Consider the following 14,250-nt stretch of genomic DNA (forward strand, 5'->3'; position numbering starts at 1 on the left):
GGATGCGACGTCGAAGTGGCGTGCGGTGCAGGTGGGGGACACGCAGGGGTGGGTCCTTCTCAGCAAGCTCGCCTCGGATGAAGTCCGCTACACGGCGAAGCCGTTGAGCGTGCGGGCGTCGGCGTCGTCGTCGGGCACGCTGCTGGCGGCTCTGATCACGGGGACGAAGGTCGTCGTGACGGCGGTCTCGGGTTCGTCCTCGAAGGTCGAGGCGGGCGGTGTGACGGGCTGGGTCAGCAGTTCGCACCTCGTCGCGGCGAAGCCGGCGGCGGTCAAGACGAGCACGATGCGGACGACGGCGAAGACGTGGATCCGGCCGGCGACCTCGAGCAAGACGACGGCGGTCCGGATCGTGCCGGCGGGTACGACGGTGACCGTGGTGGATGCGACGTCGAAGTGGCGTGCGGTGCAGGTGGGGGACACGCAGGGGTGGGTCCTTCTCAGCAAGCTCGCCTCGGCACCCGCCGCCGCGAGCATGACCACGACGACCTCGCTGCACATGCGCGAGTCGGCATCCACCTCGGCGGATGTCATCGTCACCCTCGCCGAGGGCACCGCCGTCAGCGTCCGATCGACGAAGGGCGTGTGGTACCAGGTCACCGCCGCCGGCCGGACAGGATGGGTCCACAGCGACTATCTGACGTAGTCCACCGGCCACCGCGCGGTCCCAGGGTGGGATCAGTTTCCGTGGGCTACGATTGCCGGTGGCCTGCCCGGACCCTGCCGCGGAAGGCTCGGGATTCACTGCCCGGACCGGACCTCGAGGAAACCCGTGACACAGATCGACTACAGCGCCTTCGACACCCCTGGACGCGGGCGCGGACTCCTCGAACTGCTGCGTTACCGGTACCTGCTGAGCGTCCTCATCGGCAAGACGACGTCGCTGCGCTACCGCAACTCCGTCCTCGGCTGGTTCTGGTCGTACGTGCGGCCGACGGTGCAGTTCCTCGTGTACTACCTCGTGATCGGCCAGGTGCTGCAGATGCACCGACGCGTCGAGGACTTCCCGCTGTACCTGTTCTGCGGCATCGTCGTCGTCAACCTCTTCAATGAGGCCTTCGGTGCCGCGACGCGCTCGATCGTCGCGAACAAGGCCCTCGTGCGCAAGATCTACCTGCCCCGCGAACTGTTCCCCATCGCGGCGATCATCGGCGCCTTCACCCATTTCCTCCCGCAGCTGGCCGTCCTGCTGGTCGTCAGTGTCGCCTTCTTCGGATGGGTGCCCTCGTTCCTGACCGTCGGACTCGTGCTCGGCGGGCTGGCGCTCGTCCTCCTGTTCGTCAGCGGGATCGGCCTGCTGTTCTCCGCCGTCAACGTCCGGTTCCGAGACGCCAGCAACCTCGTCGACATCGTCCGGACGATCTCCACCTGGGCGTCCCCCATCCTCTACACCTGGGTGATGGTGAAAGACGTCGCGCAGGACATCCCCTGGATCTTCCACCTCTACATGACCAATCCCGTGACCGTCGCGGTCGAGATGTTCCACCATGCCTTCTGGGAGTCCACCGTCCGGGAGGGGGCCGCCCTCGGGTGGCCGCCGGGGATGGGCTGGTATGTCCTCTCGGCACTGGCCGTCGTGCTCGTCGCCCTCCTCGTCGGGCAGTTCGTCTTCCGCCGCTGCGAGCGCACCTTCGCTCAGGATCTGTGATGCCCGATATCTCTCCTTCCCCGACCGAGTCCCAGCCGCGGATCATCGTCGAGCACGTCTCGAAGTGGTTCAACAAGCGCAACGCGCGCTCGATGAAGGACGCGGTGATCGCGCTCATCCGCCGTCAGCCGGTGCGGTCGGGACAGTTCCGCGCTCTCGACGACATCTCCTTCACCATCGGGGAGGGGGAATCGGTCGCCGTCATGGGCCTGAACGGGTCGGGCAAGTCGACGACGCTCAAGCTCGTGTCGGGTGTCCTCGAGCCGGATGAGGGCCACGTGCTGACACGCGGCCGCGTCGCCGGACTCATCGAGGTGGGGGCAGGGTTCCACCCCGACCTCACCGGACGTGAGAACGTCTTCCTCAACGCCGCCATCCTGGGCATGAGCGAGAAGGAGACGAAGGAACGGTTCGACGAGATCGTCGCGTTCAGCGAGATCGGCGACTTCATCGACCAGGAGGTCAAGCACTATTCGTCGGGCATGTTCATGCGCCTGGCGTTCAGCGTCGCCATCCACGTGAAGCTCGACGTGCTGCTGGTCGACGAGGTGCTCGCCGTCGGCGACGCGCCGTTCCGCGCCAAATGCAACGCGAAGCTGGCGGAGCTCTCGGCGAAGGGCGTGACGATGATGGTCGTCAGCCACAGCAAGGGGCAGGTCAAGCAGCTGTGCACCCGGGGGATCGTCATCCGGAAGGGGCGCGTCGTGTTCGACGGACCCATCCGCGAGGCTCTGGGCGTGCTCGAGGAGACATGACGAGCACTGCCCAGCGGATCCTGATGCGCGCAGGGAAGGATCCGCTCGCCCCGATGTCGGCGGCACGGTCGCTGGCCGTTCGCGCCGACGGCGTGTTCGGCTCGAACACGGGCAACATGCTCTTCTACACCGCCGCGTGGCGCACCCTCTTGGCCGAGGGCGTCGAGCTCGTGGCGGACGGCTACGCGATCGAGCGGAGATCTCCCGCTCAGATCGCGCGGATGATCGACGGCGAGTTCGATCGGCTCGTGATCCCCCTCGCGAACGCGTTCAGGATGAGCTTCCTCCCGCAGCTGGACCGACTGACGGAGGTCATCCGCCGGGTGAACGTGCCGGTGACCGTCCTCGGGGTCGGCGCTCAGTTCTCGCTCGGCTCGGGTCCGGCGGACGCGCCCGCCGCCCTCCGGGAATCCGTGCGCGCCTTCGTCGGGGCGGCCCTCGACCGTGGCCCGTCGATGGGAGTTCGAGGCGAGTTCACCCGCGAGGTGCTGGCGCGTTGGGGTTTCACGGGCGACCGCATCGACGTCATCGGTTGCCCCTCGCTCTACGGCTACGGCGGCGACGGAGAGGTCCGGCGCCCGATCGAGTTGACGACCTCGTCGCGCATCGCGCTGACGTATTCGCCCTACCTTCGGGATGTCGGTCCGTTCGTGCAGGCCGTCACGGCGCAGTATCCCGACAGTTACGTCGTGCCGCAGACGGTCGAGGCCCTCGCCCTGATGCTCTGGGGCGAACCGACGCGCTACGCCGCCAAGACGGAGCTTCCCGAACACCCGCGGCACGAGCTCTACCGGCAGGACAGGATGCGGATGTTCGTCGACGCGACGACGTGGATCGACACGCTGCGCGAGCGCGATCTGGTGGTCGGCACCCGCATCCACGGGACGATCGCCGGTCTTCTGGCGGGGACCCCGTCCATCCTCATCGCGCACGACTCCCGCACCCGCGAATTGGCGGAGTTCCACCGCATCCCGTTCCGGGGGAAGGCCGCCCTGCGCAAGGTCGACATCGACCGCTGGTACGGCGAAGCCGACTTCGACGCGTTCGGTGCCGCACACCAGCGCAATCTCGACACCTTCCGCCGGTTCCTCGAGCGCCACGGTCTCGTGCACACGCTGCAGGAGCCGTCACCGCGCTTCGACCGCGAGGCGAAGCATGTGGTGTTCGCCCCGCCGGTCCACACCCCGAACGGTCCCGGGGCGGCAGCAGCACGCCCCGCCGTCGACCGGTGGCGCCGTCGCGTGTCACGGCTCGCACGCCGCGTCGCGGACCGGTGACGGCGGCCACGCCACCCTGATCCCGTTTGATAGTGTCGGAGATCGCGCGTGGGCTGATCCGCCCGGTACTCGATGCGGTGAAACGGAGTTTCGGTGTCCAAGATCAGGGTCCTGCTGCTGACGAACAGGGATTCCGACAACGTCGGTGATCAGATCATCGAGTCGACGGCCATCTCGCTGATCAAAGGCGTGATGAAGAACCTCGACGTCCCCGCCGACGGGTTCGTCATCAACAGCCGGGCGGCGGGCATCATCTCCAAGCGCTACATGTCCACGCGCGATCCTGCCCTCCTCGAAGACGCCCGCCGCACCATCTCGAACTCGGACGTCATCATCTTCGGCGGCGCGCCGCTGTTCAACTACTCGTATCAGAACTTCTACCTCCGGACGATCCTGACGCTCGAGCTCGCGCAGGAGTACGGAGTGCCGGTGCTGTTCTCGAGCATCGGCGTCGAGCCGTACGACGAGAGCAACCCGAAATGCCGGAAGCTCAAGGCCGCGTTGACCCAGTCCTGCGTTCGTCAGATCACCACCCGCGACGACATCGACTCGGTGCGCCGGTACGTCGAGGGCACCGACATCGCCGTCGCGCACGTTTCCGACCCGGCGGTGTTCGCCGACATCGTCTTCCGCAAGGCGCCCCCGGCGAAGGCGGCGCCGGCGTCCGCTGCTGCCCCCACGCCCTCGTTCGCGCGCCGACTCGTGCGCAAGGCACGGCGCATGGCGAGGAAGGCGCGACGCGCGCTTCGTGCGACGTCCGCCCCGGAGCGGGAGGCCGGGACTCCGAAGGCGCCCGCGGCTCCCGCGGCTGCTCCCCGTTCCACCGCTGAGGTCGCGAAGAGCTCTGGGGCGGCGGCCGAGCCGCGGCCGAAGCGGATCGGACTGGTGGTCACGCGCGCGGGGATCTTCCGCGACAACCAGATCGAGTTCACCGAGGAGGATCAGCGCGACTTCTGGCTTGATGTGATCGCCGACCTCACGCAGCGCGGCTACGACTACCGGCTCTTCACGACCGGTCACTTCTCCGACGAGGTCTTCCTGGACACTTTCGTCAAGACCCAGGGCATCCCGGCGTCCAAAGCCGCGTTCACGGTCAACTCGCCGGAGGAGCTCACGAACGAACTCAGCGCCTGCGACGGCGTCATCGCCTACCGCCTCCACGCGAGCATCACCTGCTTCGCCTACCGCATCCCGTCCATCGGTCTGTCGTGGAACTTCAAGGTGCCCTATTTCTACCAGTCGGTGGATCACGGCGACCGGGCGCTCGCGCCGGACCGCTGGACTGCCGCCGACGTGGTCCCCGCCATGGAGAAGGCGATGGTCGAGGGCGTCACCGCCGACCTCTCGTTCCTGATGAGCGTCTACGACACGCTCTTCGCCGGACTCAAGGGGATCTTCGCCCCGGACAGCGACCGGACGCCGTTCACGTACGACGAACTGCGCACGAAGCTTCCGCGGTACGGCGGGACCAGCCAGACCCAGTACCGCGACAAGGTGCGCCGCAAGTTCCGTCGCACGTATGAGAATTACCAGAAGTACTCGGCCTACTACCTGCAGGACCAGCAGGCCAAGAAGGAGGGTGCATGATGAGCGACGGCAAGATCAGGATCCTCGTCCTGACCAACAGGGACTCCGACAACGTCGGCGACCAGATCATCGAGGCGACCGTCATCAGTCTGCTGAAGGCAGCGATGGGCAATCTCGACATCCCGGATGAGGGTTTCGACATCACGAGCCGAGCGGCGAGCCTCATCAGCCGGAAGTACATGCGCACCGGCGACCCCGCTCTGCTCACGAACGCCCGGAAGGCGATCTCGGAGTCCGATGTGGTCGTCTTCGGCGGCGCGCCGCTGTTCAACTACCGCTACCAGAGTTTCTACCTTCGGACGATCAAGACGCTCGAGCTGGCACGTGAGTACGGTGTCCCCGTGCTCTTCTCGAGCATCGGCGTGGAGCCGTTCGATGCGGCGAACCCCAAGAGCGTGCAGCTGCGCGACGCGCTGATCTCATCCGGTGTCCGCCAGATCACCACCCGTGACGACGTGGAATCGGCGCGGCGATACGTGCAGGGCACAGACATCAACGTGGCTCACGTGTCCGACCCGGCCGTGTTCGCCGATGTCATCTTCGGACCGAGTCGACTGAAGCAGAAGCCGGCAACCGGATCAGCTCCGCGGGTCGGCCTCGTCGTCACCCGGGCCGGGATCTTCAAGGACAACGGCATCCCGTTCACGGAGTCGGACCAGCGTCGCTTCTGGCTCGGGGTGATCGACACCCTCACGGCCCGTGGGTACGACTACAAGCTCTTCACGACCGGCCATTTCTCCGACGAGGTCTTCCTGGATGCCCTCGTGCGCGCCGAGAACATCCCGCTGAGCAAGGCGGCCATCACGGTCAACTCTCCCGAAGAGCTCATCGACGAACTGGCGGCCTGCGACGGGATCATCGCCTACCGCCTGCACGCCAGCATCACGTCGTTCGCGTACGGCATCCCCTCCATCGGGTTGAGCTGGAACTTCAAGGTGCCGTACTTCTACGACTCGGTGGGCCACGGCGACCGCGCACTGGACCATTCGCAGTGGCGACCCGAGACCGTCGTGTCGGCGCTCGAGAAGGCGATGGCGGAGGGAGTGACGAAGGACGAGCAGTTCCTGCTCAGCGTCTACGACACCCTCTTCTCCGCCCTCAAGGGCATCTTCGCTCCCGAGAGTGCACGCTCCGCGTACACCTACGAGGAGCTGCGGAAGAACCTGCCGCGATACGGCGGCACGAGTCTCCGCCAGTACCGGGAGAAGATCCGCCGCAAGCTGCGTCGGACGTACGAGTACTACAAGCCCCCGACCGCGGCCGACAAGACGCTTCCCGAGCCGGTTTCCGCGGGATTCCTGGCCCGCGTGAAGCGGCGAATCAAGGCCGCCTTCTGACCCACGCGATCGGGTCGTCGTCGCCGCTTCCACGCGGGGATGTCCAGACCCGGTGGCGTACAATCGCTCAAATGCCCTCTGTTTCATCCCGTGACGCCGACGGCGCGGCAGAAGTGCGCCGTCCTGATCTTTCCGTCAGCGGCAATGCCGTGATCGACCTCGACATCCGGGAGATCGTCGAGAGCGATCTTCCCTGGGAGCAGCTGCGCGGGAAGACCGTGCTCATCTCCGGGGCGGGCGGGATGATTCCGTCGTATGCCCTCTTCACGCTCCTGGCGCTGAACGAGGTGCACAACGCCGGGATCCACGTGATCGGCCTCGTCCGCGATCTGGAGAAGGCCCGCCGGATTCTGGGACCGGCGGCGGGCCGGCCCGACCTCAGCCTCGTCGTCGGCGACGTTCAGGGCGAGCTCCCCGCGATCGACCGGGTCGACATCGTCATCCACGGCGCGTCCCCGGCCCGCCCTTCTCTCCACGCCGGCAGCCCCGTCGACACCATTCGAGCCAATGTCCAGGGGACCTTCAGCCTCCTCGACCTGTGCGTGCGCTCAGGCGCTGCGCGATTTGTCCTCATGTCCTCCGCCGAGGTGTACGGCCAGCGCGTCGACGACGGCTCCCTCGTCGCCGAGGGCGATTACGGCTCCGTCGATATCCTCAACCCCCGTGCCTGCTACACGGAGGGCAAGCGAGCCGCGGAGACCATCGCCGTCAGCTACCACGCGCAGTACGGCATCCCCATCACGATCGCGCGGTTCGGCCACATCTACGGGCCCGGGATGGCGCTTGACGACGGCCGCGTGCAGGCGGACTTCACGGCGGACGTGGTCGCCCGACGAGACATCACGCTCAACAGCGACGGCAGCGCCCGCCGCACCTACACCTACCTCGGCGATGCGATCAGCGGCATGTTCGCGGCGCTGCTGAAGGGCGACAGCACGGCGTACAACATCTCGGACCGCGACGGCTTCATCAGCATCCGCGAGCTCGCCGAGGTCTTCACGGCCGCCAGGCCCGATGCGGATCTGCACGTGCGCTTCCGGGAGGGAGTGGATCTGTCGAAGTACAACCCGGTCTCGGGGCAGGGCCTCGACGACACCCGCCTGCGGGCGCTCGGGTGGGCGCCGCACGTCGGCCTGCGCAAGGGCGTGGACCGCACGATCGCTTCCCACGAGGGGACCCGCGCATGAGGCGGAACCCCGCCCCGCCGGCGACCTCCGCCGAAACGGCCGAGCAGCTCCTCGCCGTCGTTCCGCCCTTCACGGCGAGAGTGCGCGAGGTCTCGTGGGAGCGCGTGCATCTGGCCATCCGGGTCGAGCTGTCGCAGATCGGGGACTGGCTCCCTCCCGAGCCCGCACCCGGCACGGAGCCGAGCGCCCCCCTCGCGTTCCAGATCGTCGACAATGGGCGCAGCTACGACGTGGCGTTCGACGACGACGGCGACGGCGACGGCGTCTACACCCTGCGGATCAACATCACGACGTTCCAGAAGCGTCAGGGAATCCCCAACGGCACCTGGCGGATCCATCCCGTCGTGGATGGTCACCGTGCCCTCCCGGCGGTCTTCGACGGCCGGGAGCTGGCCTACCTCGACGAGGCGTCGCGTGTGTTCCTGTACGACGGCAACCGCTCTGTCGTGACGGTGTCCTTCGGCATCTCCGAGAACGAGATCGACCTCGGCCGCCTCGACTTCCTGATCCGGAGCTACCAGCTGTTCCGGTCGTCACCGAAGAAGCGCAAGAGCTGGCATCCGATCAAGCGGCTGCGCTCGTCCCTTCTCAGCGACAAGCGCAAGAAGGAGTATGCGGGCAAGATCTACCGGTTCGTCAACCGCAGGATCGGCGTGAAGCAGGGTCGCGTGCTGTTCGCCTCCGACCAGCGGCTGACCATCGAGGGCAACCTGCGGCGCGTGCAGGAGCGCATGATCGAGCGCGGCCTCGACAAGACGTACGACCTGAAGTACTCGTTCCGTCTGCCGAGGTCGGGAGGATGGCGCACGACGATCCGCATCCTCTACCTCCTGGCGACGAGCGAGTTCGTCCTCCTCGACGACTACTTCGGCCTGCTGAAGAGTGTCAAGATGGACCCGCGCACCAAGGTGATCCAGCTGTGGCACGCGGGCAGCGGTTTCAAGTCCGTCGGGTACAGCCGGTTCGGGAACCCCGGATCGCCGAAGCTGTGGCATCCGCACCGGCAGTACACCTACGCGATCACCGGTTCCGAGCATCTGCGGCACGTCTACGCGGAGGCGTTCGGTATCGAGGAGGCCGCGGTGATCCCCACCGGGCTTCCCCGCGTTGACTGGTTCCTCGATGAAGACCGTCGGGAGTCCTTCACCGAGACGTTCTACGAGGAGCACCCGGAGCTGGTCGGCAAGCGCATCGTGCTCTTCGCCCCCACCTTCCGCGGCCGGTCGATCTACACCGCCTTCTACGACTACGACCAGATCGACTTCGACGGACTGTACGAGGCGTGCGGCGAAGACACCGTGGTGCTCTTCCGGATGCACCACTTCGTCAAGCAGCCCATCGACATCCCCGAGCAGTACCGGGACCGCTTCTTCGACTACACGAAGTTCCGCGACGGTCTCAACCTGCTGCACGTGACGGACCTGCTCATCACCGACTACTCGTCGATCATCTACGAGTTCTCGCTGCTCGATCGGCCGATGCTCTTCTTCGCGCCGGACAAGGTCAACTACGGTGCGACCCGCGGATTCCATCGCGATTACGACGAGACGGCGCCGGGGCGCGTGTGCACCACCTTCCCGGAGGTCATCGACGCCATCCGCACCGGCGAGTTCGAGCAGGAGAAGGTGGCGACGTTCCGAGCCGAGAACTTCGATCGGATCGACACCGGCGCGGCGGATCGGGTGATCGACTGGCTGATCCTGAATCCCGGCAGAATCGGAACGGATGCCGTGCCCTCCCCGGAGGACGAGCGGGTCGAGGACGCCGCCGACACGGCCGAACAAGAGGTCTCTGAGGAGGAAATCGCATGAACATCGCGGTCATTTTCGCTGGCGGTATCGGTTCCCGGATGTCCTCGGCCACCCTGCCGAAGCAGTTCCTGGAGATCCATGGGACACCGCTGATCGTGCACACGATCCAGCACTTCCAGGACCATCCGATGATCGACCGCATCGCGGTGTCCATCCTCCCGGAATGGCGGGATCGGTTCGCCGCCCTCGTCGCCCGGTACGAGCTCACCAAGGTGAACTGGATCGTCGACGGAGGAGCGACCGGCCAGGAATCGCGGCACCGCGCCCTTCGCGCCGTGGCGAACGATTCGCCGGACGACTCGGTCGTGCTGCTCCACGACGGTGTGCGCCCGCTCATCGACGCCGACGTGATCACCGCCAACATCGAGACCGTGCGGTCGAAGGGCCCCGCGATCACCAGCATGAAGTTCAACGAGACGATCATCGTCTCGGCCGGCGGTGAGGTCGACGACGTCATCCCGCGGGACTCCCTCTATGTCGCCCAGGCGCCGCAGAGCGCGCTGCTCAGCACCGCGCTGGATGTCTACGATCGCGCCGTCGCCGACGGCGAGAACGACTCGATCGACACCTGCAGCCTGCTGCGGCGGTACGGCCAGACGCTGTACCGCGTCGACGGTCCCCGCTCCAACATCAAGATCACGACGGCGGAGGACTACTACGTCGCTCGTGCGTTCTTCGACGTGATCGAGCGGCGTCAGATCGGCGGCTGACCCGGGCAGGGTCTGCGGTCGTCTCCGACCGGGCCGTCCCGCGGCAGCGGGGGCGCGCCCGCGTCAGTGCGCCTCGTCGCTCTCGAGCCCGCGCATGGCGGCGACCTGGACGGTGACGATCTGCCCGGTGAGGTCGGAGGCGGCGACGTTGAGCGTGACGCGCGCGACGTCCGCCGGATCGAGCAGCGAGTCGGCCGGCTCCTCCCCGAACGCGCGGGTGCGCATCGGCGTCCGCGTGCGCTGCGGGTTGATGCAGTTGATGCGCACCCCGGCGGACTCCCACTCCTCGGCCAGCGCCTGAGTGAGGTTCACGACCCCCGCCTTCGTGGCGGAGTAGGCGCTGTAGCCCGCTCGTCCGCGGGTGTAGGAGCTGGACGTGAACAGCACCACCTGCCCGCCGGTCTCGACGAGGTGCGGGTGCGCCTCGCGCGCGACGATGGCCGGACCGACGAGGTTGACGCTGATGGTGTCCTTCAGGTCGCGCTTCGGGCTGTCCACCAGCGGAGCGATCCGGAGGACGCCCGCGGTGACGATGACGGCGTCGATGCGCCCGGTCGCCGCCTTCGCCTCGGTGAGCGCCCGCCGCACCGCCTTGGCCGACTTGATGTCGGTGCCCGTGGTCGACCTGCTGAACTCGTGCACGGTCGCGCCCGCGCGCCGGGCGAGGTCCACGATCTGCTCGCCGATGCCGTAGCTTCCGCCGAACACGATGATGCTCTTCCCCGTCAGATCGGGGATCGACGTCATGCTCTCGAGGGACAGGCTGGCCGACTGCAGCTGGAAGAGCTTGTCGGCGATGTGGACGTCGATGGGCTCGGTGACCTTCATGTTCGCGGCGGTCCCCTCGACGACGTAGATGGGGACGTCCGGCAGATAGGTGAAGACGACGCCGCAGTCGTCGGTCGCCTTGAAGCCCGGGTCGTCGGCGGCGATCTCGTAGGCGCGGCGGATGGTGTGCAGGCGGAACGCCTGCGGTGTCTGGCCGCGTCGCAGGAGCGACCGGTCGGGGATGTTCGTGATCAGCCGGTCCGCGCTGACCTCGATGATGGTGTCCGCGGACGGGATGGCCGTGTCCACGGCGTCGTACTCGTCCAGCGCCCGCACGCAGTCCTCGATGATCCGGTCGTCGATGAACGGACGGACCGCGTCGTGGAAGAGCACCTTGGTGTCGTCTCCGTCGATCGCGTCGATGGCGAGGCGGGTGGTGTCGTTGCGCGTCTCGCCGCCGGGCAGGATGCGACTGAGCTTGGCGAAGCGGTTCGTCGAGATCAGGTGATCGAGCTCGCCGATGGCGGCGGCGTTCATCATGATGAGGATCTCGTCGATGAGCGGGTTCGCCTCGAGGGCCTCCAGGGTGTGCTCGACGATCGCCTTGCCGGCGATCTTGATGAGCTGCTTCGGGATGCCGAGGCCGACGCGGACGCCGATGCCTCCGGCCAGCACGACGGCAACGGTCCGCGGTGTACTCACTGAGTGGCTCCTCGTCGGGTGCGGCGCACGGACGGTCCTCTCGCGCGCCTGTTCATCCTACGTGCGGGGTCGCCGGCGGCCCGGTTCCGGCATCCCCTCCAGCACGATGCCGGCGATCGCATCCGCGCAGGTCGTCGAGCCGGCATCCGCCGCCCCGGACACCTGCACCCAGCGGTCGGCGAACGTCGCCGAGACGGCCGGGTCGGCGCGGTCCGCCGCGATGGACTCGGCGACGTCGGCGACCGACTGCACGATCGGCCCCGGAAGGTCGCGGCGATAGTCGAGATAGAAGTCCCGCGACGCGAGGTAGTCGTCCAGATCGGGCGCGAGGAAGTACGTGGGGATGCCGAGCAGCGCCGCCTCGTAAAGGGCCGAGGAGTAGTCGGTGATGAAGATGTCGGCGACCGTGAGCATCTCCTGCGTCGAGAAGCCCGGTGCCGTGTCGACGTCGCCGAGGTCGGCGTGCATGAGGGGGTGGAGCTTCACCACCGTGTGCACGCCGATGCGAGCCAGTTCGTCGCGCAGCGACACCGCGTCCACGGTGACGGCGCCGTCCAGCCGGAACGTGGGGGCGAACACGGCGATCCGGCGGCCGGTGAGATGGGGGAGCTCCGCGTGGATCCGGCGCCGGATCCGCTCGGCGCGTTCCGGGTCCCGCAGCCGGTCGACCCGCGGCAGCGGGGCGACGACGATCTTCGCGGGGTCGGTCCCGAAGGCCTCCGCGTACGGGAGCCGGCAGCCTTCGCCGCTGACGAGCACGGTGTCGTAGTTCGCGTGCATGCGCATGGCGGCGGCCAGGCGCGCGTCGCGTCCCTCGTCCTGCCCCAGGATGCTGAGGCCGAACTTCTTGAACGCTCCGAGCGCGTGCCAGATCTGGATGACGCGCAGCGTGTCCTTGTGCGTGAGGACACTCGCGACGATGGCGTAGGTGTCGATCACCAGCACCCGGGCGGTGGCGACGTGATACAGCTGCGTGAGCAGGTGAAAGGCGTAGGCGATCTTGCCGAGGAGTCCCGGCGGCACCATGCGCACCAGCGAGACGACCTGCACGGAGGGGTCGGCGCGATGGATGGCCGCGCGGAGGTCGGCGAAGTCGGCCGGTTCCGTCGGATGCTCCCGGCTGATCATGACGACCTTCCGACGCGTCGGGAGGAGCTTCAGCGGAGCGTAGACGGCCGACAGCACGATCCTGGTGGCTGCCGCGACGAGCAGCTGCACGTGGGCCGAACCGCGCACCCGCGTCGGCTCCGGTGTGCTTCCCGCCGCGATCGGGTCCGACGTCGCCTCCACCGGAGGACGGAGGATGACCTCACGGGTGATCCTCTCCGCGGAGTGTCCGTCGCAGGCCGACATGAACCGCTCCCGGAAGGCGACGGTCGCCGGTCCCACCCGCGTCGTGCGGATGGCGTCGGCGAGATCCGCGCCGGAGGTCACCAGGGGCCCCGCGATGTACTCCGAGAACGGGTGGTAGAAGTCGCGCTCGGCGGCGTACACCTCCAGGTCGGGGCAGAAGAAGACGAGGGGACGACCGAGCAGCGCGTACTCGAAGATCGCCGACGAGTAGTCGGTGACGAGAACGTCGGCGGCCATCATGAGGTCGTTGAGTTCGCGCTCGGCGGAGACGTCGACGATCCGGGGGTCGCCGGGCAGCGACGCTCCGAGCGACGCCACGAACGGGTGCATCTTCACCAGGACGGTCCACCCGTCGCCCAGGCTGTCCGCCAGCGACTCCCAGGGCACGCTCGACATGTCGTAGGTCGCCGTCAGCTGGCCGTTCCCGCGGAACGTCGGTGCGAACAGCGCGATGCGCGACCCCGCCGGGATCCCGAGACGTTCGCGGACGCGCTGCGCCGTCGCCGCCACGCGCTCCTCATCGAAGAAGACGTCGGTCCGCGGCACGCCGAGGGCGTGCACCCGGTGCGATTCCACGCCGAACGCCTCGGCGTAGTCGGCTCGGACCGCCTCGGAGCTGACGGTCACGTCGGTGTAGTTCCGGTGCGCGACGGACCCAGGAAGCGGTCCTCCGGGAAGGCCGACGCGACTCCAGCCCACCTTCTTGAACGCGCCGGCCGCGTGCCACACCTGGAGCAGGCGGGTCTCGGGTCGCAGCGACAGCGGATAGACGAGCGGGTAGTAGTCGTCGAGCACGATCGTCTGGGCGCGCGCCATCTCCCAGGGCAGGCGGACGAGGTCCGTCACGGGCCGTCGGGCGCGCAGGCGCGGTTTGAAGATGCCGACGATCCGCGCACCGGCATCCTGCCGGCGGATCTCATCGCGCAGGTAGGCGAAATTGCCCGAGAAGCCCGCCCGCGAGTCGGAGAGGAACAGCACGCGTCGCGGTTCGACCGCCGCGACACGACGCATCACCGCATACGCGAGGATGTACGGCGCGAAGCGCCACCTCTGGAGGAAGGCGCTGCCTCGCAGAAGACTGCGAAGTGATCGCACGGGAGACCTCCAGGCGGCGG

The 14,250-nt window shown here is 67.6% G+C and carries 11 protein-coding genes; 9 read left to right on the forward strand and 2 right to left on the reverse strand.

Annotation, left to right across the window (positions count from 1 at the left end; genetic code table 11):
* The 9 genes from AB3M83_RS11150 to AB3M83_RS11190 form a co-directional block, all read left to right on the forward strand.
* Positions 1–646, forward strand: a 646-nt coding sequence (locus AB3M83_RS11150) for an SH3 domain-containing protein (RefSeq protein WP_412948085.1), incomplete at its 5' end; no start/stop codon positions are given.
* A 126-nt stretch (positions 647–772) separates the two neighbouring features.
* Positions 773–1,648, forward strand: coding sequence for an ABC transporter permease (locus AB3M83_RS11155; protein ID WP_412948087.1), 876 nt, complete (start codon positions 773–775; stop codon positions 1,646–1,648).
* Positions 1,648–2,403 carry an ABC transporter ATP-binding protein gene (locus AB3M83_RS11160; RefSeq protein WP_412948089.1) on the forward strand — a complete coding sequence of 252 codons (756 nt, stop codon included), beginning with the start codon at positions 1,648–1,650 and terminating at the stop codon, positions 2,401–2,403. Before AB3M83_RS11155 ends, AB3M83_RS11160 begins: the two co-directional genes overlap by 1 nt.
* A complete protein-coding gene (locus tag AB3M83_RS11165) occupies positions 2,400–3,680 on the forward strand; it encodes a polysaccharide pyruvyl transferase family protein (RefSeq protein WP_412948091.1) in 1,281 nt (426 codons plus the stop codon). The genes AB3M83_RS11160 and AB3M83_RS11165 overlap by 4 nt, the downstream gene beginning before the upstream one ends.
* A 93-nt stretch (positions 3,681–3,773) precedes the next feature.
* Positions 3,774–5,267: a polysaccharide pyruvyl transferase family protein gene (locus AB3M83_RS11170; protein ID WP_412948093.1), complete on the forward strand. Its 1,494-nt coding sequence runs from the start codon at positions 3,774–3,776 to the stop codon at positions 5,265–5,267.
* Positions 5,267–6,604 (forward strand): polysaccharide pyruvyl transferase family protein, encoded by a 1,338-nt coding sequence (locus tag AB3M83_RS11175; RefSeq protein ID WP_412948095.1) that lies wholly within the window; start codon positions 5,267–5,269, stop codon positions 6,602–6,604. Before AB3M83_RS11170 ends, AB3M83_RS11175 begins: the two co-directional genes overlap by 1 nt.
* 71 nt (positions 6,605–6,675) lie before the next feature.
* Positions 6,676–7,791: an NAD-dependent epimerase/dehydratase family protein gene (locus tag AB3M83_RS11180; protein ID WP_412948097.1), complete on the forward strand. Its 1,116-nt coding sequence runs from the start codon at positions 6,676–6,678 to the stop codon at positions 7,789–7,791.
* On the forward strand, positions 7,788–9,602 hold the full coding sequence (locus tag AB3M83_RS11185) for a CDP-glycerol glycerophosphotransferase family protein (protein ID WP_412948098.1): 1,815 nt from the start codon (positions 7,788–7,790) through the stop codon (positions 9,600–9,602). Before AB3M83_RS11180 ends, AB3M83_RS11185 begins: the two co-directional genes overlap by 4 nt.
* Positions 9,599–10,312 carry an IspD/TarI family cytidylyltransferase gene (locus tag AB3M83_RS11190; RefSeq protein ID WP_412948100.1) on the forward strand — a complete coding sequence of 238 codons (714 nt, stop codon included), beginning with the start codon at positions 9,599–9,601 and terminating at the stop codon, positions 10,310–10,312. The genes AB3M83_RS11185 and AB3M83_RS11190 overlap by 4 nt, the downstream gene beginning before the upstream one ends.
* Before the next feature lie 63 nt (positions 10,313–10,375).
* On the opposite strand, the gene AB3M83_RS11195 is transcribed toward AB3M83_RS11190, so the two are convergent.
* Together AB3M83_RS11195 and AB3M83_RS11200 are read right to left on the reverse strand one after the other, a co-directional pair.
* The gene (locus tag AB3M83_RS11195; protein ID WP_412948102.1) at positions 10,376–11,782 is read right to left on the reverse strand and encodes a D-ribitol-5-phosphate cytidylyltransferase; all 1,407 of its coding nucleotides are present in this window, start codon (positions 11,780–11,782) and stop codon (positions 10,376–10,378) included.
* A gap of 57 nt (positions 11,783–11,839) precedes the next feature.
* Positions 11,840–14,230, reverse strand: coding sequence for a CDP-glycerol glycerophosphotransferase family protein (locus tag AB3M83_RS11200; protein ID WP_412948104.1), 2,391 nt, complete (start codon positions 14,228–14,230; stop codon positions 11,840–11,842).
* Positions 14,231–14,250 lie beyond the last annotated feature (20 nt).

The sequence above is a fragment of the Microbacterium pasadenense genome (assembly GCF_047246565.1).
Lineage (GTDB): Bacteria > Actinomycetota > Actinomycetes > Actinomycetales > Microbacteriaceae > Microbacterium.

Excerpts from the sequence above, each read along its gene's own strand:
- AB3M83_RS11180 (WP_412948097.1), top strand. The coding sequence starts at position 6,676 with ATGCCCTCTGTTTCATCCCGTGACGCCGACGGCGCGGCAGAAGTGCGC.
- AB3M83_RS11165 (WP_412948091.1), top strand. The coding sequence starts at position 2,400 with ATGACGAGCACTGCCCAGCGGATCCTGATGCGCGCAGGGAAGGATCCG.
- AB3M83_RS11185 (WP_412948098.1), top strand. The coding sequence starts at position 7,788 with ATGAGGCGGAACCCCGCCCCGCCGGCGACCTCCGCCGAAACGGCCGAG.
- AB3M83_RS11175 (WP_412948095.1), top strand. The coding sequence starts at position 5,267 with ATGAGCGACGGCAAGATCAGGATCCTCGTCCTGACCAACAGGGACTCC.
- AB3M83_RS11190 (WP_412948100.1), top strand. The coding sequence starts at position 9,599 with ATGAACATCGCGGTCATTTTCGCTGGCGGTATCGGTTCCCGGATGTCC.
- AB3M83_RS11160 (WP_412948089.1), top strand. The coding sequence starts at position 1,648 with ATGCCCGATATCTCTCCTTCCCCGACCGAGTCCCAGCCGCGGATCATC.